We start from the raw sequence: 21,909 nt of genomic DNA on the forward strand, positions 1-21,909 counted from the left end.
ATGATTGATAAGAACCTAAAAGGAACGCAACATAAGCTGTTGTATTATCGCTACAGGCCAACCGGTACGGAAAAACCTAAGGTAAGAAAAGTCGGTGGTATCGAGCAAATTTATACCGAAAAAGAGCTTGAGAAAATCTATATCTCTGAAAATGATGTTCGCAAGTTTACCTTGGATAAACATGGTCAGCCAATACCTTATGTGGATGGTCATGTTACGATACTTAGCAACTATATTTTCGATTATTGGAGTCATTTCTTAACCGCTGAAGGGGTTGCCCTATACGGACATTTGAAACGTTACTGTTACGGCGATAAAGATTATTGTTGGCCAGACCTTAATCTAATCGGCATGAAAATGAATAAAAGCCGAAACACGATCAAAAAAATACTCGGAAACCTTGAACGTTACGGATTTGTACTTGTTTTTAATGTTCAAAACGCTGACAAGAACAATATGGAGGAAAGCCCACTGTATAAGGTTCGCAAGCAGGTTCCTTTCCTACCTCAAGAGCTCTATGAGCAACTGCCGACTGAATTGAAACTTGATCACGATAAATATATGCAAGGTATCGTTACGAACTTTGATCACATTCTCAATTTGGATCCAGCTGTCGACTATTTCGAAATTTATGAAGATGTTATCAAAAATGGAACCGTTGTTCGTAAAGAAAAAACTGTGCTGCAGCTCGAGAAAGAAACCCGAAATAAAATCAGTCTATTACAAGAGGAGCGCTCCGCAGAGGATGAACTTTTATGGGAGCAGGTCCTGTCCGAAATAAAATCCAAGATTTCCCAACCATCTTTTGATACTTGGTTTAAAAACACTTTTGCTATTAAGCGGGATCAAATCTATACAGTGTATTCCCCTGTTCCCTTTACACGGGACTGGTTAAGGGATCGTTATAAGAATATGATCTTAAATATCTTTCGCTCGCTAAATGGAGAAATCATCGATGTACAATTTGACAGTTTACAGTTAGATTAAGCAGGCCACAAAGGCCTGCTTTTTTGTTGGATTGAATCGCCTCTCAAATATTGAGGAGCTATCTATCAAAATTATCCACGTCGCTTCTCAATATTTGAAAGGCGGACTATAAAAAAATGAGAATCGGTGTCTCTCAATTTTTGAATAGCGAGTTATCCACTTTTCAGCCGCCTGTCAGATTTTGAGTATTTATCTCTCAAATTATGATCAACAGAAACGCTAGTCAATTACTGAGACACTCCTTCTGAAATTATGAGATAGTTTGGATCAAAGGTTGAGATACCCTATATCAAGGTTTGAGAACAAATAAATACTTAATTAAGAATCAAAACTAAATGAATTCAATTAAGAAAAAATCATTTACACCTTCATCTTATGAGTGACAAGCAAAGGATATGCATAAGTAGAACAAAACCACCAGCTTTGGCAGTCTTTACTATAGTGATTTTGTTTCAGATAACCGAAAAATATATCCGCAATACTGACTGATTTCCACTTTCTGATGACATGGATGTTAGCGTAAAATAAAGTATTAGACTGGATCTCTATATTTCACGCGGATTTTCGAATTGTCATACCGTCAGACTCAATAACCCTTGAAATTGAAACAGCGACTGCCATGGACGAGAAAATAAAGTCCTAGACTGTCGCTGTTTTTATTGAACTAACGTTTCCCGTTAGCGTAATGACCTCACCTGTCATCTATGGTACGGTTCACCACAAATTTGTGATAAAGCAATCTTTTCATATGTGATAATCAACATGGATGATAAAAAAAGCAACTCCTAGGTTATAACTTACCAGGGGAGTACTCCACTTTCATCATAAAATCCACCACTTGGACCATCATCAGGAAGGTTAGCAAGATGAACGACAACAGTTGCAGCTTGTTCTACGGTACGAGTGCCTTGAAAGCCATTTAAGTCGGTAGCTGTGAAACCAGGGTCTGCAGAGTTAACTTTAATATTTGTATCTCTTAATTCGTATGCAAAATGAACTGTTAGAGCATTAACTGCTGTTTTTGATGAATTATAAAGTAAAACTTTGTGATGATAAAACTCAGATGAGGGGTCGCTTTGCTGAGTTAAAGATGCTAGCCCGCTAGACATATTAACAATACGACCTGCGGATGATTTTCGAACAAGAGGAAGTAATGCTTGGGTCACTATAAATAATCCGAAGAAATTTGTTTCAAAAGTCTCCTTTAATAGCTTGATGTCCGTTTTCGATGGCACAAAAATCTCTTCAAAATTTCCGAGTGCAACACCAACGTTGTTAATCAAAATGTCCAGATGTCCGTAAGTCATATCAATATCTTTTGCCGCCTTGTCAACAGAATCCTGATTTGTTACATCAAGCTCTAATAAATGAGCATTCACACCTTCAAAACGTAATTTTGCTTCAGCTTCTTTTCCCCTCTCCTTATTTCTAGCTCCGACTAAGATCGTATAACCTTGCTTGCCTAAGCGACGAGCTGTCTCAAATCCAATTCCTTTATTTGCACCTGTAATAAGCGCTATTTTATTGATGTTTTGCGTTGACATATAAAAACCTCCCATTGATTAGTAATCATAGTGAATGCTTTGTGCCTCACTGGTACTGTATAATGGATGGCAAATGCTAACGAGAGGTATGGTTATCCTAGGAGAACGACTACTACTATAAGAATCGAATAACAGGAGATGGAAATTATGGAACACTTGAAATTCGACCGCCATCGTGAATTGGCTCATTTTTTACGAAGTCGTCGGGAGCGACTTTTGCCTGAAAATGTGGGGATCCCAAAAGGAAGTCGAAGACGAACACCGGGTCTCAGGAGGGGAGAAGTCGCTATGTTAGCAGGAATGAGTCTTGAGTGGTATACGTATCTTGAACAGGGAAGAGATATCCAAGTTTCAGCTGAAGTTTTGAATAGTCTATCTCGAGTGCTTAAACTGGATAATAATGAACGAAGACATCTGTATACACTTGCACATAGACAGTATCCTTCAGAAGAGAAACGGCTACAAAACAGCATTAAACCTAGCCTCCAAAATGTCCTTGATGAATTAATTTCGTCTCCTGCGTATGTAATTGATGAAAGGCTGAATGTCATCGCCTGGAATAAAGCTTTTTGTGCAGTGTATGGGGATTACCAGCTAATGAATGAGCGTGAGCGGAATTTGGTATGGATTACCTTCACATCATCATATTTTCGAGAAATTAAAGGTGAGCACTGGGAAGGATCCGCATTACGCTGTTTAGCCCAATTTCGCGCAGGCTACGGTCGCAACATTGAAGATACTTGGTGGTCTGAACAAATTCTTGAGTTATCCAACATTAGTAATGAATTCAAGGTAATGTGGCAGCAACAAGAAGTGATCTATGCCCCTGAAGGGCACAAGGTCATTTGTCATCCAATTGCAGGTAGTTTGGTTTTTGAATATCTTGCATTCTGGGCTGCAGATTCCCCGGAACTGCAGATTGTAATTAATACGCCCGTGAGTAGTACCGAAACAGCTGGTAAAGTAAAAATGCTTTTATCACAAAATCAAAAGTAGAGATTGAATCTCCAAAATTGCAAAAGGGCCCGTTTTTATTAAGTAAATTTCTCCGCAACCGCCGCGCTATCCTGCCCGTTAGCTTAAAAAGGCAACTGATCGCTCTGACCAGCTGCCTCCTCTTCTTTATTCAACTATCGTTTCCCGTTAGTCTAACACATTCTCGATCTAATAGATGGATAAGCTATCCATGAGATTATGAAATCATTGATGACCATATAAAGAATCGCGGAGATGCTTGACATCGCTTATCGGCGGACGTCCGAATAAGCGCGCGTATTCCCGATTGAACTGAGAAGGACTTTCGTAACCGACGCGAAAACCTGCCGTGGCAGCATCCAATTTTTCCGTGAGCAGCAATCGGCGTGCCGTTTGCAACCGAATTATCTTTTGATACTGCAACGGACTCATTGCCGTTACTCTTTTGAAATGCTTGTGCAAAGATGTGGAGCTCATGCTAACCTTTTTTGCTAACTCATTAATGATAAGAGGCTCGGAATAATTTCGGTTAATGAGATGGATCGCTTGGGATATACCATGTGCATTGCTCCCGACCAGTGCGTACTGCCGGAGCAACGTCCCCTGCTCGCCCTGTAGCACCCGATAAAATATTTCGCGGACGATAAGCGGAGCAAGCATTGGGATATCCATCGGTGTATCTAAAAGTTGGACAAGGCGAAGAATTGCATCTAGCAAGGGAGGTGTAGACGTATTCACCAAAATCCCTCGTCCAGTCTCCCTGCTTCTCTGCGGGCTGGTCTTATTGACGATTTCCAGAAGAACATCTGGACTGAGCGTTAATTGCAGACTTAAATATGGTAGCTGCGGTGATGCATGAGTAATTTTACCGATAACGGGCAAATGAACGGAGGTGACCATATAGGTAGCCGAATCGTATCGGATATTTTCCCCGGCCAAAGTGGCAAATTTAGAGCCTTGGGCGATCACGTAAAGAGAGGGCATGTTGACAGAATGCGTCGGCTCCGATTCTTTCGATGCCCGCCTGAAACAAAGCTCGGTAATGGCTGTAGTGTGTGTACCATCTATCGGTGCATGAAGTTGAATCAGCCGAGCCAACTCTTGCTGATAGGTCGAAATGGTAAGTTGGTTCATAATCACCAATCCTTTTTCTACAATATCTTAAGTTTATTGTAGTCAGACAGACAGGATTAGGCAAAGAACGCGTAGGAATCGTCTACCTGATATTAATTGATCTTTTATATACTTCTACTAGTAAGGTCAACAATACTTGCGACTACTATTAGAACGAAAGAAGGATTTGGCGATGAGCGTAGAAGAGAACATAATCATGTCAGGAATCAAAGACAAAGTCGTCGTTATAACGGGCGCAAGCAGCGGAATTGGCGAAGCAGCCGCACTCCTGCTTGCCGAGCGTGGCGCGAAGATTGTGCTTGGAGCGAGAGGTACGGAACGACTTGAAGCACTTGCGGAGCGCATTATGAAACGGGGCGGTGAAGCCGTTTATGTAAGCACAGACGTGAAACGGTGAGAAGACTTGTCCAATCTTGTCACGTTGGCATGCGAACGGTATGGCAAGCTTGATGTATTCATCAACAATGCCGGCGTTATGCCGATTTCACCCCTTGATGAATTGCGTGTTGAAGACTGGGAGTCAATGATCGATATCAACATGAAGGGCGTACTATACGGTATCGCCGCCGCACTGCCTGTCTTTCGCAAGCAGGGTTTTGGTCATTTTGTCAACACCGCTTCTACCGCTGGACATAAAACAGTACCGAATCAATCTGTCTATTCTGGAACGAAGTTCGCTGTTCGTGCAATCTCAGAGGGGCTCCGCCAAGAGGCTGGCAATCAACTACGCGTAACAATCATATCGCCTGGTATCGTACAAACAAATTTCGCGGATGGTGTGACAAATAAGGAGGTAAGAGACCGTCTCACCGCTATTCGGGACGAGTTGGCGATGCCGCCGGATGCGGTTGCTCGCGCTATAGCATTCGCAATCGAGCAACCAGACGATATTGATGTGAATGAGATTGTAATCCGTCCGACTGCACAGGTCTAAGATATACAGTACGGGATGGGCTAATAAATTGAACTGCAAATGGTACTGATTTAGCGAGGATATATTGCGACTATTCTACATTGGAGTCATCTGCCCTTTAACGTAATGAAGCTGCCGATCGTGTACCGGCAGCTTCGACCTGGTTGTTATTGAGCTATCCTGCCCGTTAGCTTAATGAGGCGGTGGCAGTCTAATTCTTTATTTTCTTTGGACAATGGATACGAAGTGAGTACACAAGATATAGATAAACAATAAGAGCCTGCCGGGGTAATGCCTGGCAGACTCTTATTGTTAGTACGCAGAAACAATATCATCAATCTTGATCCATTCCCATGCACCTATTCCGGTCGCCAGCTTGATTTCACGTCGGTATGTATGAATTACCGAGACTGTTCCGGCCAGCTCCTGGTCCTCATATTCGTCGAACAAGCGCAATTTAATTTTACGATGCGTATGAAATGACTCAGCCAGCGCTTGCTCGATCAATTCCATTTCCTGTGAATCAAGTACCGGCTTATCCTTCCTCCCCTCTTCCAGCTGCCTGCGGATGATTGTTTCCTTATGTTCTGGAAGCATCATCCGGCTAGACTCCCATAATCCGTTACCGTCTAATTTCGTCATTTATAGTGTCCTCCTATCTTAGCCGATCGATCGAGCGCCTGCCCGGCTGCCGTCATTGAAACTGCCCTAATCAAGATTGAATTTCCATATTTCAGTTTCAGCGCATCGGTTGTCCGCTCAAGCGCCATCTGTCTTTCACGTCCAGTATCAAAAAGACGACATCTGATATTCATTATCCGGAGTGAGCTGCGTTAGGCTGATCCCCACACGACGTATTGGTAGCCCATCCCAATGCTCTTCCAGTAGCCTACAGGCCCAGCGATATACTTGCATGGTGATATTGGAGGGATCCTCCATCTTCAATTGTCTGCTAAACCCCGTAGGACGGTCAAAGTTTGCCCCCATACAACCGACTGACACAACATGACCCATGAAACCGAGGGCTCTGCATCGTTGGCAGACCAGCTCCGTCAGTTCCAATAGTATCTATAAAATTTTGAGCATATTTTGTTGTGTGCATTAATAATTAGCATAAACCTTGATTTATCAAGGCTTTATACTAATTTGAGGACCTTTTCTTTATGAGCATTATTGATTGCTTAACACGATAACAATGATATGGTAACATATTAAATATTTCGAATTCATGAATGAGCATAATTATTTACTGAATTAGATGTGGGGGTGTTTAAATGAGCCTGAATAGTTCAATCTTGCCTTTTTCAAGAAAGATTGATGAGTTACGTTTTAGTGTACAAAGTGTTGGAATTGAGTTTTGGAAAAGGTATCGAGATAGCGAACCTGTCCTTAATAAGCATGCTGTAATTGTTTTGCAAAACAAAATGAATGGTAGACTATGCATCCATCCTCTTACAGAGTTTATTTTTCACTACTGGAAATATAGAGCGTATAATTCTCAAAGGCTCCATGCTAATTACCTTTGCTCTTTTTTAAATTACATACTTATTGATAATCAGCAAAAATATAAGCTTTCTTCTTTAAAAGAACTTCGTTTTTCTCATGGAACTGACTATTTGAACGAACTAACGAAAAAAGACAAATCAAGAATGACACTTAGAAAGGCGGAAAGAACCTTAACCTTATTCTTTGAGTTCTTGGCGAAGAAAAAACTGTTGGTTCATGTTAACGAAAGTTCCTTTAAAAAAAGGCTCCTGTACGGAAAATCAAACCAAAAATATACGGTCTCCCCATTTAAAGGAGTGATAATGCCGAGAAATAAGCAAGGCCATATAGCTCATGATTTGCCTGAACAATATATTTTACCTTTTATTGAGCTGGCTGTGAAAACCGCGAATCCCATTGCCTTGGGAATTTATATGCAGTGTTTCGGAGGAATTAGACAAGGAGAGCTTGTGAACATTCGAAAATCCGATGTAAATTCTATCGGCTCTTATGGAGAATTCGGTTTAGTAGTTCGCCTAGAACAAAAAACCTTGCGAATGGATATTAAAGATAGTGCTGGTTCAAGTGGTGTAAAAAAACCAAGAAGACAAATCGTATTCCCAATTCAAGATTGGTTGCAGATGCTGTATCGTAATCACATTGAAAATTATCCTCCTATGGATGGATCTGATGCGTTATTTGTAAATCGGGATGGGAAAGCCATGTCAGGACAAAGTTACAGGGCCTACTTCAGTAAATTAAAAAAAGAATTTTTGAAGCAACTGAGGAAATCGTCTAATCCAGATGATCTGATTTATGCAGTCAAACTGGAAGAATATAAATGGTCCACTCATCTAGGCAGAGGCATATTTACAAATCTCCTAGCCGAAGAAGCTGATAATCCATACGATATTGCTTTGCCAAGAGGAGACTCCAATCTTGCATCATCTCTTGTGTATCAAGGAAACACGGAACGAATGAGAAAGAAACTTGAGAACCGGATGCAACATTTATATAAAGATTACCTACCAAAATTAATAAAAAATTGATTATTGGAGTAGAAGAAACATGTCTTATTTAAGTCCTGCTGAAACTGCAGAAAAATTAGGAATAGGCTATAGAAGCCTACTACGCTTGGTGAAAAACGGCGCGTTTACAGGAGCAATAAAAGTATTGGGTTCGTGGCAAATCCCTCTGAAGTCTGTGGAGGATTACAAGGCATTATTAAACATGCCCGATGAATATTTGACTATTGCCGAGATCGCTGAACGACTTAATCTTTCCGAGCTTTGGGTTGGCAGACTTATTAAGAGAGGAACATTTGCTGGGGCAAAGAAACATAGAGGTTCTTGGATAGTGCCTTCCATGTCTGTGCAGGAATATATTCAGTCGTCCTCTTCTCCCGAAGGATTCCTCTCCTTCCCGGAAGCAGCTGAATATTTATCCGTAAGTGAATCATGGATCAGAAAATTAGTATTAAGAAACATTTTATCGGGTGTCGAAGTCATCAATGGTGTTCGTTACATTCGAATAGAATGTGTGGACGAATATTTATTATCGATTTCACCACCTGAAGGATATCTTTCCGCGGATCAAGCTGCACAAGTATTATCACTGAGTAAAGCAAATATTAGCTCATTAGCTAATGAAGGTGCATTCACGGGTGCAAAAAAACAAAAAATTCCCTATCATCACGCGGGATGGATTATTCCTATTGAGTCCATAAATCAGTTTAAGGAATCGCAATCTTTTTTAAGTGATTATGTACCTCCTACTGATATTGCCGCAAGTTTGGGTGTTAGTAAAAAATGGGTATCAGAGTTGATTCGGGAGGGAGTAATTCCTGGAGGTATAAAACATAACAATGAGTGGATGGTACCTTCTGATGAGTCCATTAAACATATTGAAAAGGAAAGAAATAGAAAACAAGAATTAGCGGAACTATCGGGACCAATTGATTTATTTGAATACAGGTTGGCTGAACTGGAAGTGCCTGATACGTTGCAAAAAACAGTAGATCTCTATCGTGAATTTGTTATCTTAAAAATTAATAGCAGCCACGGTAACAGCAAAACAATCCACAATAAGGCTCTGGAGTATATCAGCACATTAAAGCGTTTATTCCGTCTACTAAAGACTGAAGTATTCTTGATGAATGCAGAACAATTAGAAACTATCTTTCGAAATCCTGGAATGGGAATTCGGGATAAAAGCACTTTCATTTATTTTTTGGAATATTGCACAGGTAAAGGGCTATGTTCATTCTCGAAAAGTTATGCTATCACTTCCCTTCCTATAGAAGAAAGAGAGATGTACAGTCCGGAACAATTTTTAGCTTATTACAGTTATGTTAGGGATGTCGACCTTCACATTGAGCAGGCCATCCAAAGTAGGGATTACGCTGTAACATGGTTATATGTCTTAATGCATGTCATTGATGCGTGGAGACCATCAGACATTATTAAGCTGCCGAATATTGAGCTGGAGGTCTGCAATTTACAGACTTTTGATCAACTAAGGGAAACGAAACTGTCAAAGGAGCAAGCGCAAGCTGTCATCAACCATCTGTATAAACGGGTAGAACGAATGTATATTAGCAAAACTGGTGCCCTGGGGCATTTCCTCGTTAATCAGGACATGATTGTTCCCACGGCTACCGTTCTTGTGATCACAGAAATCCATCGTAGAATGCAAGGAGATCAACAACTACTCAGACTGGGCCAAAGAAGATTCGTCCACTTTGAAAAAGAAACGTATATCCGATTATTTTTCGATAAGCGGCCGGATCTTGTTGATTTCCAAAGTCGAAAAATGAATAGAACTCTCTTGACCTATTTCTTTTATAGTGTCGTAGAGGGGAAAGGAAGTGCGGATATCGCGTACGAACTGTCTCAACGAATGAGGGGGCATACCGATAAAAACTCGACTGCAACCTATATTCAAGCAGTAAACAAAGATGGTTCAATTGAACGGGTAAGTTTAAACTTGTTTAACCGAGGGCACTTTGGATGGCTGTACCATCATCTCATTCGTCTATCTATGCCAAACGCGCCTCAGTTAGAGGTAGAGCAAAGTACCGCACTGATCGAACAGTTTCGAAAAGAACTTTCTCCTTATCAATTGGAACAACTTGGCCAATTCTTAGTACGCCAGCAACAAAGTAAACATTCATTGGCTTTGCAACTATCGAATCTTACTGAAACAGAGCTGATGACTTTGTTGCATAAAATCTATAAAGGTGAGATGCCAGCCAAACTGCAGCATGTTCAATGCTTGACCTTCCCAAGTTGCACTTCACCAACGGCAACGACTTGCTTACATTGTGAGAACGCAATACCGAAGATATATATTCTAATTTCTATTCATCATGAACTTGATCGATTGATCGTATCGATTAAAAATACCAAGTATCCTGCCGTTCGGGTCAGGGACCGCAAGTTTTTGTTTCAAATTCTAGATCTTTTAAGTCAGGCGATACAGCAATTCGGCAAAACCTATGTTCAGACTTTTATCGATCTTAACAATTTAAAGGAAAAGATGATTGCTATTCAAAATTTAATTAGTGAGGAAGTTTAATGGCTAAATTCCACGCTGCATTACACAGAAGAAGAACCCTAGAGGAATTAAGCGATAGACAAATTTTAGAAAGTATTGAGTCTGTCACCTTTAGTTTAGAAGAACTTCACGATTACAAGGATATGTTCAGAGAATTGGAACGCAAAGGGCTTATTGTAACAGGCGATTTTGAAGACTTCTTGTGGTCGGCTAAAGGGGAATCCAGTAATTTTCTTTTTCAGTTTGATTGTGAAATCTATGGTGAAATCAATCAAGCTTTGAAATGCTATTCTGTCCAAAAAATGTATAACGGCATTACTACGCAAACCGTTCGCCAAAATATAGGACAAATAAAAGAGGCTATACGAATTACCCGAGGTTTTCGATTAGACCATCTCAAACATTTAGAAGATACGTTAAATCATTTCGGAGACCATAAACAGTTTGCCATGGCTACCAGTATAAAGGAGTTTCTGATTTTTTATAATCATCCTCATACTGAGTTGTATTGCGACTTATGTGCTAATTATAATGCGAAAGTCTCCAATGTACGTGAATTACCTAATTTTCATGATATCTTGCTTTTCGATGTTGCTTTGGATGACTATTTTATAACATGTACTTCAGACGAAGAAAAATTGCAATATTATCCGATTTTTTTATGGTGGAGGATTACTCGGATTATTCCCATGCGCCCCGTCGAATTTTACTCTTTAAGCAGGGACTGCACAATGAAGGATGATGAGGATAGATATTGGATGATTGTACCTCGAAGAAAGAATTTATCCAGCCGTCCAGGAAAGCTAGCGGTCACGGATACTATCCAAGTGAATCGGGAAGTGTTCGAATTAATTGAGGACTATAAACGACTTACATTAGCTTATGCAACTGAATCTTCCTACTTGATATCGTATAAAGCTTATCGAAAGTACGTTAAATTAAAATCAAAGGAAATAACGCGAGAAAAGATAGGAGCTTCCCAATTTATTAATATGATTGATCGATTTTATGATGAAATCGTTACTGCGAAGTATGGCGACTTGGAAAGAATAAAGCCTGGCGATACCAGACATTTTGCCTTCTGCAATATGATGTTGCAAGGGTTTAATATGTTAACTATTGCTCGCATGGGTGGACATAGTCAATTAGAAACCCAATTACATTATCATAAACATTTGGATCACTTCGCTCAATCTTTTGTCCATCACGCGGCGCAGATGCTTCGAATGAAACGTGTGAACTTATGGAGATCAAATTGGGATGTTGCGACTCAGGGCATAATTGCTAAAAGTAGAATTTATCAAATAAGTGATTTCCAAGAGACGCACAAAGTGGAACATGGCTTTTGTACGGATCACCCATCTCGCTGTCAGGTTGGGGATTGCCGGTTTTGTGAATTTTATTTTTTCTCACCAGAAGACAAACAAAAGGGATTAGCCTGGTTGAAAGATTGTTCTGATGCTCTTGAAAGCAGATTAAAGGAACAATTGGAACTCATACGATATGTCACAAAATCCACAAATTACGATTGTGCTACGTTGACATATCAGCATACTAGTCAAGAAAGGCTATCCTCAGCGAGTAATGAACTGCGAAGATTGATGGATCAAAAGGCGATGGTCGATTCTTATTTGCTGGAGGACGAATTATGAAAAAAGGTGCGCCACAAAAATATACGGATAAGCAATTAAGAGACATCTTGTTAAAATATATATCAAAAAATCCTGGGAAGAAGATTAACCCTTCTATTTTGGAAAGAGAGACTGGGGTAAACCGCTTTGTATGGAAAAGAAGAATGTCCGAACAAATCGCAATGATTAACGAGCCCATGCAGCTGGAAAATACAGAAACTGAAACTTCACTTCCCTTACCTAATGTTGTGGAACTTGTCGAAACATACTGGAATAATAAATCAGGCTTGATTAGCGCGTTATCTCATTTCAATCAGATGCTAAATGCTTTGCATCAAAAAGCGAAGGAGTCAGATACAATCCTCAAGCAAAATCAAGACTTAGCCGCTAACTTGTCTATAAAGGAAAAGCAGATTAAAATGCTTGAGAACGAAATTAAATTACTCAGACAACAGTACCTTGAAGTTGCTGTTAAAAGTACTTATAAAACCTTCCAGGATGAAGAGGCACTAGAAAAAATCATATCCATCACTAAAAATAAAAAATCAGAAGATCGTGCCTTAAATGCTGATATTGTAAAAATGTATCCAGAGCTATTTGATAATTGATGGTGGGAAGATGCGCTAGGCTTGCGTCTCGATTTGAGTAAAAAAATCGGATTAATCCTTAGCTGAACAACTAAGCTTTAAGGAACTCTCATATAGCTCGGACAAAGATGAACTAAAATAATTTGTTGTGAATAAAAAGAGTGGTAAAGTGCTGCGTTCTAATTCCAAATCCATCTCTCTGAAAACAAAAGGCTATTACGGTTAGAGAATGCCGACAATTACTTGCCAAAGTATAGTGATACTTAAAATCCCTCCACATAAAAAAAGCTTTAATTGTAATACTAAAGATAAACTTAACTTTTTCGGAGGTATTATGAAGAAGCTTTTGATTTGTATTTTGCTTGCTTTCACAGTTCATCCTGTTGTCCATGCTGAACCTGTTCACGATAAGAAGCCTGAGGTTGGTTATGGCTATGATGCACCATTAAGAATAAAAAAACCAATACATCCTGAAGTGCCTAAGAGTTGGAGACTTGAAACAAAAAAATTTGAAAACAGCATTTTATTAGCTTATTTTGACTCTGATGATAATGATTTAATTATGACCATATTTGAAGAAAATCGAAGATCAATGGTCCCTGTAGCTCAGTCAGAACAAACGGTAATCAATAATACTACCTATTCTTTTTACCCCTGGAAAAGCAAACAACGCGGATGGGTTCTTAGATGGGTTAAGGGCGATGTTTATTTTGAAATGAGTAGCTTCACACTAAACGTAGATGAAATGATTACAATTGCAGAAACCATAACAAAGCAAGTTAAAGAATAAAAAAAGAACTGCAGCCTCACGGGTTGCAGTTCTTTTTTAATATACTGAGTATTTTTTTAAAACTGTGACACGTTCCCGTCGACGCCGAGATAGAAGCCCCCCTGCATAAGGTTGTTAGTGTGTGATTCTATAATAACTTGATAATTCTTATAGCTAACAACCGGTACCAAAATCGGCGGTTTATTTCTGAGGTCTTGGTCTGTCATGTAGGTTTTTGAATATATTGTATTTCCATCTACATCAGCTACACGCAGAGTGAAATATGCTGGGTTTCCTGAATTAACACCATAAACTCTAAGGTTTCTGATCTCCATACTATGGTTAGAGTTAGGTTTTACTAAAGCTCCATGTATAGCACCGCTATATTGGTATAGGCCACCGAAAGGTCCATATTCTTGAAAAACTTGCGTTTCAAAATCTCCGCCTGAATTACTTTCCTCGCTAACGTTGCTCCCAGTAGAGGATTGGCTTAGAGAGGCATCTTCGGAAGAGATTGTTGGATCAGCAAAAGCAGAACCAGTTAACATTGCAGATAAAATAATACATGATACCAAAGAAATTTTAAATTTACTTTTCATGATTAATCAACCTCTTTTCCCAATTTTTAGGCCTTCATATATATAAACGCTAAATAGATTAATAAGTTAGCAGAATCCTAATTTTTTTTGGAATCTTTTAATCAATATAAAAAGAAACGCTATCAGCTATATGCCGATAAGCGTTCCTTTTTCAAAATGTGCTTGCAGAAGTAATATCATCTACTTTTATCCAATTCCATTCACCCTCAGAGATAGACAGTTTGATCTCTCGTCTGAACGTATGGATTAGTACGACAATACCGGTTAACTCCCTTTCTTCATACTCAACAAACATCCTTACTGTAACAGTGCGGTGCTCATGAAAAGATTCGGCCAACGCCTTCTCGATTAACTCCATTTCTTGGGGATCAAGCGTGGGCCGAGCCTCCCTGCCCTCTTCTAATTGCCGGCGAATGATTGTTTCTTTATGTTCAGGAAGCATCATGCGACTAGACTCCCACAGCCCATTACCCTCCAGCTTTTTGCGTATTGTCATTTATAGTGTCCTCCTATCTTAGCTGATCGATCGAGCGCTTGGCCCGCTGCTGTTTTTGAGACTGCTCGGATTACAATTGCATTACCGTATTTGAGTTTTAATGCGTCGGTTGTCCGTTCAAGTGCCATCTGTCTCTCCCGGTCAGTATCAAACAGCGATAACTGATATTCATTGTCGGGGGTGAGCTGAGTCAAACTAACGCCTATCCGCCGGATCGGTAAGCCATCCCAATAAGTTTCAAGCAATCGGCGTGCCCAATGATAAACCTGATTGGTGATGTTGGATGGATCCTCCATCTTCATTTGTCTTGAAAATCCCGTTGGCCGATCGAAGTCAGCTCCCATACACCCCACCGACACAACATGCCCCATGAACCCTAGTGCCCGGCAGCGCTGACAGACCAACTCTGTTAGCTCGAGCAATGGAGTTAAGATGTGGTCAAACTCCCGATAATCAAAAGGGAGGGTCATCATATGGCCTACTGACTTTGGTGCAACCTGGTGTGTGCCTGATCGCACTGGGCTATCGTCGATTCCGTTTGCGATGCGCCAATACATTTCCGCCTGGATGTCGGAGTTCTTGCCAAACTTCCGCCGCATCATCTGCTTCAGCTTTACAAGAGGTGTCTGAGCTACACTTCCAATATTCAGGAGTCCCATAGCATTGAAATGTCGGGTCATACGACTGCCGGCCATAAACATGTCGCTGACGGGACGTTTCCACAACGTCTCGGGCAGCATCTCTTTGGTGAGGGTATATATGCCGGATGGATTCTTTTTGGCGTAATTGTCACATGCAGTCTTTGCAAGGATTTTGGTTTCGGCAATCCCGAAGCGAGTATAAACGCCTGTCGCAGCTTGTACATGAGCCTGAATGATCCGGGCCATTTCTTTTGGTGTATCCGCAAACAGATGCATCGAGCCGGTCACATCTAGAAATTGTTCGTCAATGCTGTACGGCTCGACCAGATCTGTGTAGCTCTTGTAAATGTCCGTGATCAGCATAGACACATCGATGTATCGTTGCATCCTCGGCTTAATAACAACAAGATCCGGGCATTTTGCCACTGCCTCCCCAAGGCGCTCTGCGGTAGTAATCCCCTTTGACTTGGCAATAGGGCAAGCTGCCAGCACAATTCCTGAACGACGTTCCGGATCCCCAGCAACCACCAAAGGCCGATCCTTGTACTCAGGATGTTCGGCCTTTTCTACACTCGCATAAAAGGATTGGCAGTCAACGAGCATGACCACACGTTTAGATGATTTCAACACATATCCCTCCTTCTTTTAATCCAAGGACGCGTATGTCATAGAATCAAACTCCGACCATCTATGTTTGTCAATAGAACACGTCCTTCATTCGACTAAAAATGAGCATAAATAGATAGAATTATGCTCATTTTTTATTTGTGCTCTATATCAAACAACTTGAAAAATATTATTCCTCCAAAGAATTAAAAGATTAGACCCTTTATGCACACATGTTTTTATATAGATACCCAGCAGCACGACCTTGATTTCTTCCAGATGAGCATAATCCCGTGGCAAGGTCATCATGTGGCCGACTGATTTAGGAGCTACTTGGTGAGTCCCTGGCCGGACCGGGCTGTCGTCGATACCATTTGCGATGCGCCAATACATTTCCGCTTGGATGTCGGAGTTTTTTCCGAATTTTCGCCGCATCATTTGCTTCAGCTTCCCGAGAGGTGTCTGAGCGACGTGTCCGATCGTCGGAAGGCCCATAGTAGTGAAATGTCTCGTCATCCTGCTCCCAGCCATAAACATGTCACTGACTGGCCGTGTCCAAAGTGTTTCAGGCAGCATTTCTTTGGTCAGGGTGTATATGCCGGATGAGTTCTTCTTAGCGTAATTATCACAGGCCGTCTTGGCAAGAATCTTGGTTTCGGCTATCCCGAACCGAGTATATACCCCTGTGACTGCCTGAACGTGAGCCTGGATGATCCGTGCCATTTCTTCTGGTGTATCCGCAAAAAGATGCATTGATCCTGTTACATCAAGAAATTGCTCGTCAATACTGTACGGCTCGACCAAGTCCGTATAACTTTTGTAGATGTCCGTTATCAACATAGATACGTCGATGTATCGCTGCATTCGCGGCTTGATCACTACAAGGTCTGGGCATTTAGCGACTGCTTCCCCAAGTCGTTCAGCTGTTGTAATTCCCTTTGCTTTAGCAAGAGGACATGCTGCCAACACAATTCCTGAACGTCGTTCCGGATCCCCAGCGACCACCAAAGGCCGATCCTTATATTCAGGATGTTCAGCCTTTTCAACTGAGGCATAAAAAGACTGGCAGTCACCAAGCATCACCACACGTTTGGATGATTTCAACGCATATTCCTCCTTTGATAAAACAGGAACATTTGTTTGTATTATATGCGAACAACAGTTCCTTTATCAATGAGAAAAAAAGGGAAACTTTCAGATGCTGTTCCTATTTTGTTCTGCTGTGCTATACAACCATTTAGGATATTGTTAAATAAAGCAGCTGGGCTCTTACGAAGAAAACAGACCGCATTACGAAGGTAGAGAATTATAAGGGGGTATTATCATGCGAAGATTCAACGAAATAAATGTTCATAACTCCACAGTCATCGAATGGGAAGGAAAGTTGTTAATTACGACACAGGATCCTTATCCAACTGATGAGGGGAAAATGTACACGGCTTTAGCAATAGATGAGGATGGGAACGAATACATTTTGGTATGGGATAATATCGATCCATTAGCAGCTGAAAAATCGAAAAACCATTGGGACCAGCCTTCGGGGATAACCCGCATAAAGTAGCACTTGTTAGGGGGGATATAGGACAGAGTGTGGAGCATAAGGACGGATGTTCTTTGCTGGGACAAGCGAGTATTTGCGCGTACATCAGAAGAACATTGAACGAATAATGCTGGGCCTACTTGATCCATCAATAGCTCGAAAAACCAAGACGTACGAAAATGTGAAAAGAACAAGCGGGATCTCATCCGCCTGTTCTTTTCAGTTATTTTTATTTATTTCGATTTCGACGATCCATTGACATTGCTGTATATTCATTTATCAAACAATCAAGTTCCTGTGATTTTCTCAGAACATAAGCGGAATGAAGCCCTAAGCGTTTTCCCGCTTTATTCAGTATTCCTCTTTTTCGCTCAATATCTCTTTCCACTTCTTTCAAGGTCCTGGTCATTCCGATTCCTCCCGGTATTTAGTGTTAAATCAATGCGCATTCCGCCCAAAACGGTCACTTGTGAAAATACCAAGCTGCAGCATTACTTCCCACCATTTACGGAAAGCAGCGTTAATCAACTGCCTTTCCTCACCGGTCGGGTATGGTCCACCAAACTGAGTGCCATATACTAAGTACGAATTAGTCATTCCGGCCTCGGATAATTCATCTTCAATCCATGCCTCAAATGCCCTAGCAAAGAGTTCATGATTGCTTCGCCAGTAGGCTCCTCGACTTTTAGCATCGGAATAAAACAGGCTTTCGTCTGAAGGGATGTAGAAGTTGTTTGGAACTTCCTTTCCCGCTTCCTTCAGTAAGTTACAATAAAGAATGCCTATGTCCATCCACATATTTTTCTTTATACGATATCGGCCAACCAAGGAATGCAGTGCGGCGCTCACATCGTAGTTATTCTTAGCTAATTCTCCCTTAACACTTTGATAATAATGATTTTCTGGAAGAGGGAGCGGATCAGGAACGTGAACATACCGTCTTCCAGTACCTTCTTTAATGACCTTAATCAACGCAGCAAATGTCTCTTTCACCTCAACTGGAAGATGGGGGCCTGCATTGGTTCCGGATAATAAAGCACGCTTACCATTCGTAAACTGATGGGAGTAAGAATATAAATTCTGATCCAAGGCATGAGCCCATTCATGGCACTGAGCCCCACCACCGCGATACTTGGTCAAGTTCATGACGTTGGTAGCGACTTCGAAATGTGCAGCTGCTTTACCACTCCCTCGTGCTCCAAAGGCAAGCCCTAAGGCGCCATAAAATGAAATGGCTTTTGGGGGAAGCTTCAAAATCGAAGCGAGATCGGCCCATGCATTCCCTGAACATAAAACGTGATATCGACCGGCAGCATCATCAACCCAATTGCCGAACTGAATGCCGCGAAATCCATAATATTCAATGAAATCATCTGGCTTCGCAACCCCCGAGGGATTCTCCGATAAACGGATAACCTCTTCGGGCACCTTACGTTCCCAAAATGCTTTATTATTTTGCAGACTACTGCTTCGTTCCTTGGGCTTTGCCCAGTTCCAGTCTCGTCCTTCCTCCGAATCGAAAGCCCTCTGATAAACCTTTCGGTAGCCAGCAACAGTGCGTGACTTTGAAATGAAAAGGGATAAAAATCGATCTCCGAGTGATAGCCAATAGCTATATGTCAAAAGATCCGGATTTTTCTTTACTCGATACTCGGATTGCGAATAATATGCATTGCGAACATTCTCGTGTAGTATTGTCACGGCCTCTTGTACAGAGTCTATCGTCTTTGCGTCTTTAAATAACGCTCTCAGTTCATTCACTGCTTGAATAAAGTATCTTCTTTGCAGTGGATCATCGGCAGGACGTTGGCTAACGCGGCCCCAAATGAGCTTAATCACTAGGGCAGCTTCAGATGCGTAGCCCTCCTCCTGGAATGTTTCAGCACGTAATGAGTCGATCATCCCATCTTTGCAGACCTGATGGTATGCCTGGATAGGGTCATCTTCAATCGCGGTCTGCCACTCTGGTGAAAATCTGGCCAGACCGGCCGTAAGATGCTTCCGTGCTCCGCGCAATTCCTCGCCACAATCGTAGGCGTATTGTTTCTTACTGCTGGATGACGACGGAAGTGTATCCAGTACGACTTCATGCGGCATAGAAACTTGAAAGTCCTGATCGTATAAGAAGTAATCAAACAGTGACATAACTGATTGTTTAGACATATTTATACCTCCATGCTCCTCCGCGCAAGGCGGAGGTATTTTACCGTCCGCCAGGACGTAGAGAAAACAATGGGCCAGTCATTCGTTTATCTTCAAATCATCGTGCTTCTTTTAGCAAGCACCCGCTTTATAGCTTCTGCATCTTCCTCTGAACATTGATCGACCCCTGTTCCATACGGATCAAACACAGAGTGCCCGAGCAATCGCTGGAATGGACCAGAAACACCGATTAACCGGTAGATCGCTTTACGGAACCTTTCAGTAATAGGAAAGCCTTCGACAGTTTCACGTTCTAGTACCATCTGATAGGCCGTAATGATTTCACTCTTACGCCATTCAATATCGAATCTAGCCATCGCCTGCAGGAGGTGGGTTCGACAATCGATCGTCAAGTCACCGATCCCGCTTCCGATTTTAGACTTTCCGATGCGTTGAAATCCGGTAATGCCACCATAACGAATGTCCTGACCGATGGCTTTCAGAATTCGCCGGAACTGATAGTACTTTTCGTATTCCGGATGAGTCGAGATCAAATTCCCCATGCTCTTGTCCTGCGCAATGGTACAAAGATAGCATCCCATTCTAGCCGATTTACCACACTGCATCATGGCCTCATTATCATTAACGACGGCCGCGCCGAGTGGACATTCACTACCCGCTGCATTTCCGTAAAACGCCAATAACTCTGTATTGCGAGCCCCTTTCCATGGTGCTCTGTTAAAAGCTAAATACGTCACAACTTCCTGCTTTGTCCAATCTCTAATCGGCGATGCTGTGCGAATATTGCCGACCGGGTGGTGTCCGTAGAAATCCCCACCAAAGTGTTTAGAGAGGCTGCGTCTTCTTTGTACACTTTCATTATCTCTTGAACCCAACACGAGTACCGTATCATCCGCGCCATCTGCTAGGAACACCGCTTCAAGAAACTCTCGCGCCGGCTCAATTTTTAAGCGGCGGACGCAATACTTGAAGGTTACTGACGGGGCTTGGTATCCCTTGCCAATAATGCACACCAGGAGGGTGTTATCCTCACGTGGTTCGACGATATGGTACTCAATCCATGAAAAAGCTTTATGTAAAGCTTCCCGGAGATCATGAATAATTTTTTTGACGCCTGGATTTTCTACCAACGTGTCAGCAGAAATGACCATGATGCGTTTCGATGGATCCGGATTCTTTATTGCATGTTCAATCATCAGCTGCAGCGTAAGTCTAGAATCAACGCCCCCAGAATTTAAAAGTCCGATGATGGAATGTTCGTCATAAATCTTTTTGATTTTCGCCCTGGTGACGGCCAGCAGCTCGTCATCAACCTTTTCAAGGTAATCCAAGGTCTCCCCCTCAATTGCTCGTTTGGATCGCTTCTTCGGCTCGTTAGGTACCAAATCCCAAAAATCAAAAGATGGCTGGCAGCGATCATCCGGAAACGGGAGCGGGAGTTTACTCGCACCGTATGGAGGGATATCAAGCGAATATATTTCAATCAATAAAGCGCACGTTTTATGAACTCCGTAAACCTGGAACTTATGCTTCGGACTCATAAGACTCCAGTCATTTATCGACGGATACAGAGCGGTTCTGAACATATCCGAGTCATCACATACTGTAGAGGCCACCAACGCGTCAATGGCTGCTTGTTCAGGCATTCTTAACCGGAACCCCGATTTCTCCAGGAACAAAAAAAGCGCTCCTGCAGCAGAATCGCTTCTAAAAATATCCTTCCATGAGTAACCGCTGTCGGGAGCAATGCAATCCTGATCCGGCCGATCCTTTACGAAATGATGAACTGCGTAGCAGGCTCCGTTTTGAAAAACGCCGGTCCAGTCCCGTATGACTCCATGAAATGAGAATCCAGCAGACTCGAAGTAATCCCACATGTCCAAGATGACCGAATTAAAGTCTTTTAGGCGATTCTGGATACCAACCTTAGTGGTGTTTTCGACTCGTTCATATGTCTCCATTGTTTCTATTTCCCTCCCTCTCTAGCATCCAGAAGCATGAACGTTGTAATAAATTCGGATGTAGTGCTCGTCAACGATGTCATATGCCCTGACTATCAGATGTAACGAGTAAGAGTTTCGGCAATACAGCTCCTTTTTCTTGATGAAATCTACTGCTTCCTCAATCGTATCGAATTGTTCTGAATCGGTACGGCTCTCCAATGCAGTAATTCGGTTTACACTGGGAAGGCATAAGATCAGCCGGTTCTCCCTATAAACTCGCAGCATCCTCAATCCGTCTTTTTCAATTACTGTCTCCAAGCTGCTCATCTCTATTTCCTCCT

At 41.8% G+C, this 21,909-nt stretch carries 19 protein-coding genes and 2 pseudogenes; 9 read left to right on the top strand and 12 right to left on the bottom strand.

Features of this window, described 5'->3' with window-relative positions; translation table 11 throughout:
- Nucleotides 1-987, top strand: a complete 987-nt coding sequence (locus tag AC0VZ8_RS33780) for a helix-turn-helix domain-containing protein (RefSeq protein WP_475487904.1) — start codon at nucleotides 1-3, stop codon at nucleotides 985-987.
- A gap of 797 nt (nucleotides 988-1,784) precedes the next feature.
- On the opposite strand, the gene AC0VZ8_RS33785 is transcribed toward AC0VZ8_RS33780, so the two are convergent.
- Nucleotides 1,785-2,531, bottom strand: coding sequence for an SDR family oxidoreductase (locus tag AC0VZ8_RS33785; RefSeq protein WP_475487905.1), 747 nt, complete (start codon nucleotides 2,529-2,531; stop codon nucleotides 1,785-1,787).
- Between the two features lie 147 nt (nucleotides 2,532-2,678).
- On the opposite strand from AC0VZ8_RS33785, the gene AC0VZ8_RS33790 reads away from it, so the two are divergent.
- Nucleotides 2,679-3,527 (top strand): helix-turn-helix transcriptional regulator, encoded by an 849-nt coding sequence (locus AC0VZ8_RS33790; RefSeq protein ID WP_475487906.1) that lies wholly within the window; start codon nucleotides 2,679-2,681, stop codon nucleotides 3,525-3,527.
- A gap of 204 nt (nucleotides 3,528-3,731) precedes the next feature.
- Here the strand turns inward: AC0VZ8_RS33790 and AC0VZ8_RS33795 are convergent, their stop codons facing one another.
- Entirely contained in the window at nucleotides 3,732-4,640 is a 909-nt protein-coding gene (locus tag AC0VZ8_RS33795) for an AraC family transcriptional regulator (RefSeq protein ID WP_475487907.1), read from the bottom strand.
- A gap of 196 nt (nucleotides 4,641-4,836) precedes the next feature.
- Between AC0VZ8_RS33795 and AC0VZ8_RS33800 the strand changes: the two are divergent.
- Nucleotides 4,837-5,574: pseudogene (locus AC0VZ8_RS33800) on the top strand (SDR family oxidoreductase).
- Nucleotides 5,575-5,865: 291 nt separating this feature from the next.
- Here AC0VZ8_RS33800 and AC0VZ8_RS33805 read toward each other — a convergent pair.
- Nucleotides 5,866-6,195 carry a YolD-like family protein gene (locus AC0VZ8_RS33805; RefSeq protein ID WP_148246159.1) on the bottom strand — a complete coding sequence of 110 codons (330 nt, stop codon included), beginning with the start codon at nucleotides 6,193-6,195 and terminating at the stop codon, nucleotides 5,866-5,868.
- Nucleotides 6,196-6,342: 147 nt separating this feature from the next.
- Complete coding sequence (locus AC0VZ8_RS33810) at nucleotides 6,343-6,567, bottom strand: DinB/UmuC family translesion DNA polymerase (protein WP_475487908.1); 225 nt, start codon at nucleotides 6,565-6,567, stop codon at nucleotides 6,343-6,345.
- 260 nt (nucleotides 6,568-6,827) lie between these two features.
- Here AC0VZ8_RS33810 and AC0VZ8_RS33815 point away from each other — a divergent pair, with 260 nt between their 5' ends.
- The 5 genes from AC0VZ8_RS33815 (at nucleotide 6,828) to AC0VZ8_RS33835 (ending at nucleotide 13,601) form a co-directional block, all read left to right on the top strand.
- The gene (locus tag AC0VZ8_RS33815; protein ID WP_006212418.1) at nucleotides 6,828-8,087 is read left to right on the top strand and encodes a site-specific integrase; all 1,260 of its coding nucleotides are present in this window, start codon (nucleotides 6,828-6,830) and stop codon (nucleotides 8,085-8,087) included.
- A 19-nt stretch (nucleotides 8,088-8,106) separates the two neighbouring features.
- The gene (locus tag AC0VZ8_RS33820; RefSeq protein WP_063477672.1) at nucleotides 8,107-10,614 is read left to right on the top strand and encodes a helix-turn-helix domain-containing protein; all 2,508 of its coding nucleotides are present in this window, start codon (nucleotides 8,107-8,109) and stop codon (nucleotides 10,612-10,614) included.
- Complete coding sequence (locus AC0VZ8_RS33825) at nucleotides 10,614-12,245, top strand: site-specific integrase (RefSeq protein ID WP_063477316.1); 1,632 nt, start codon at nucleotides 10,614-10,616, stop codon at nucleotides 12,243-12,245. The genes AC0VZ8_RS33820 and AC0VZ8_RS33825 overlap by 1 nt, the downstream gene beginning before the upstream one ends.
- Nucleotides 12,242-12,832, top strand: coding sequence for a hypothetical protein (locus tag AC0VZ8_RS33830; RefSeq protein ID WP_475484784.1), 591 nt, complete (start codon nucleotides 12,242-12,244; stop codon nucleotides 12,830-12,832). The genes AC0VZ8_RS33825 and AC0VZ8_RS33830 overlap by 4 nt, the downstream gene beginning before the upstream one ends.
- A 313-nt stretch (nucleotides 12,833-13,145) precedes the next feature.
- Entirely contained in the window at nucleotides 13,146-13,601 is a 456-nt protein-coding gene (locus tag AC0VZ8_RS33835) for a DUF4367 domain-containing protein (RefSeq protein ID WP_036642935.1), read from the top strand.
- A 56-nt stretch (nucleotides 13,602-13,657) separates the two neighbouring features.
- On the opposite strand, the gene AC0VZ8_RS33840 is transcribed toward AC0VZ8_RS33835, so the two are convergent.
- The 4 genes and pseudogenes from AC0VZ8_RS33840 to AC0VZ8_RS33855 all read right to left on the bottom strand — a co-directional run.
- Nucleotides 13,658-14,179, bottom strand: a complete 522-nt coding sequence (locus AC0VZ8_RS33840; protein ID WP_063477318.1) for a hypothetical protein — start codon at nucleotides 14,177-14,179, stop codon at nucleotides 13,658-13,660.
- Nucleotides 14,180-14,330: 151 nt separating this feature from the next.
- A complete protein-coding gene (locus AC0VZ8_RS33845) occupies nucleotides 14,331-14,675 on the bottom strand; it encodes a YolD-like family protein (protein WP_006212426.1) in 345 nt (114 codons plus the stop codon).
- On the bottom strand, nucleotides 14,672-15,943 hold the full coding sequence (locus AC0VZ8_RS33850) for a DNA polymerase IV (RefSeq protein WP_006212427.1): 1,272 nt from the start codon (nucleotides 15,941-15,943) through the stop codon (nucleotides 14,672-14,674). The genes AC0VZ8_RS33845 and AC0VZ8_RS33850 overlap by 4 nt, the downstream gene beginning before the upstream one ends.
- A 210-nt stretch (nucleotides 15,944-16,153) precedes the next feature.
- Nucleotides 16,154-17,026, bottom strand: a pseudogene (locus tag AC0VZ8_RS33855) (DNA polymerase IV); the annotation flags it as partial.
- A 220-nt stretch (nucleotides 17,027-17,246) separates the two neighbouring features.
- On the opposite strand from AC0VZ8_RS33855, the gene AC0VZ8_RS33860 reads away from it, so the two are divergent.
- Nucleotides 17,247-17,483: a hypothetical protein gene (locus AC0VZ8_RS33860; RefSeq protein WP_475487909.1), complete on the top strand. Its 237-nt coding sequence runs from the start codon at nucleotides 17,247-17,249 to the stop codon at nucleotides 17,481-17,483.
- Between the two features lie 208 nt (nucleotides 17,484-17,691).
- Here the strand turns inward: AC0VZ8_RS33860 and AC0VZ8_RS33865 are convergent, their stop codons facing one another.
- The 4 genes from AC0VZ8_RS33865 to AC0VZ8_RS33880 all read right to left on the bottom strand — a co-directional run bounded on the left by AC0VZ8_RS33865 (nucleotide 17,692) and on the right by AC0VZ8_RS33880 (nucleotide 21,895).
- Nucleotides 17,692-17,871 carry an aspartyl-phosphate phosphatase Spo0E family protein gene (locus tag AC0VZ8_RS33865; RefSeq protein WP_148246156.1) on the bottom strand — a complete coding sequence of 60 codons (180 nt, stop codon included), beginning with the start codon at nucleotides 17,869-17,871 and terminating at the stop codon, nucleotides 17,692-17,694.
- Between the two features lie 29 nt (nucleotides 17,872-17,900).
- Nucleotides 17,901-19,625 (bottom strand): LPD1 domain-containing protein, encoded by a 1,725-nt coding sequence (locus AC0VZ8_RS33870; RefSeq protein WP_475487910.1) that lies wholly within the window; start codon nucleotides 19,623-19,625, stop codon nucleotides 17,901-17,903.
- Nucleotides 19,626-19,717: 92 nt separating this feature from the next.
- On the bottom strand, nucleotides 19,718-21,586 hold the full coding sequence (locus AC0VZ8_RS33875) for a phosphoadenosine phosphosulfate reductase domain-containing protein (RefSeq protein ID WP_475487911.1): 1,869 nt from the start codon (nucleotides 21,584-21,586) through the stop codon (nucleotides 19,718-19,720).
- Between the two features lie 21 nt (nucleotides 21,587-21,607).
- Nucleotides 21,608-21,895, bottom strand: a complete 288-nt coding sequence (locus tag AC0VZ8_RS33880; RefSeq protein WP_475487912.1) for a hypothetical protein — start codon at nucleotides 21,893-21,895, stop codon at nucleotides 21,608-21,610.
- Between the last annotated feature and the right edge of the window lie 14 nt (nucleotides 21,896-21,909).

This window comes from Paenibacillus sp. QJM3NY_38, from assembly GCF_056173265.1.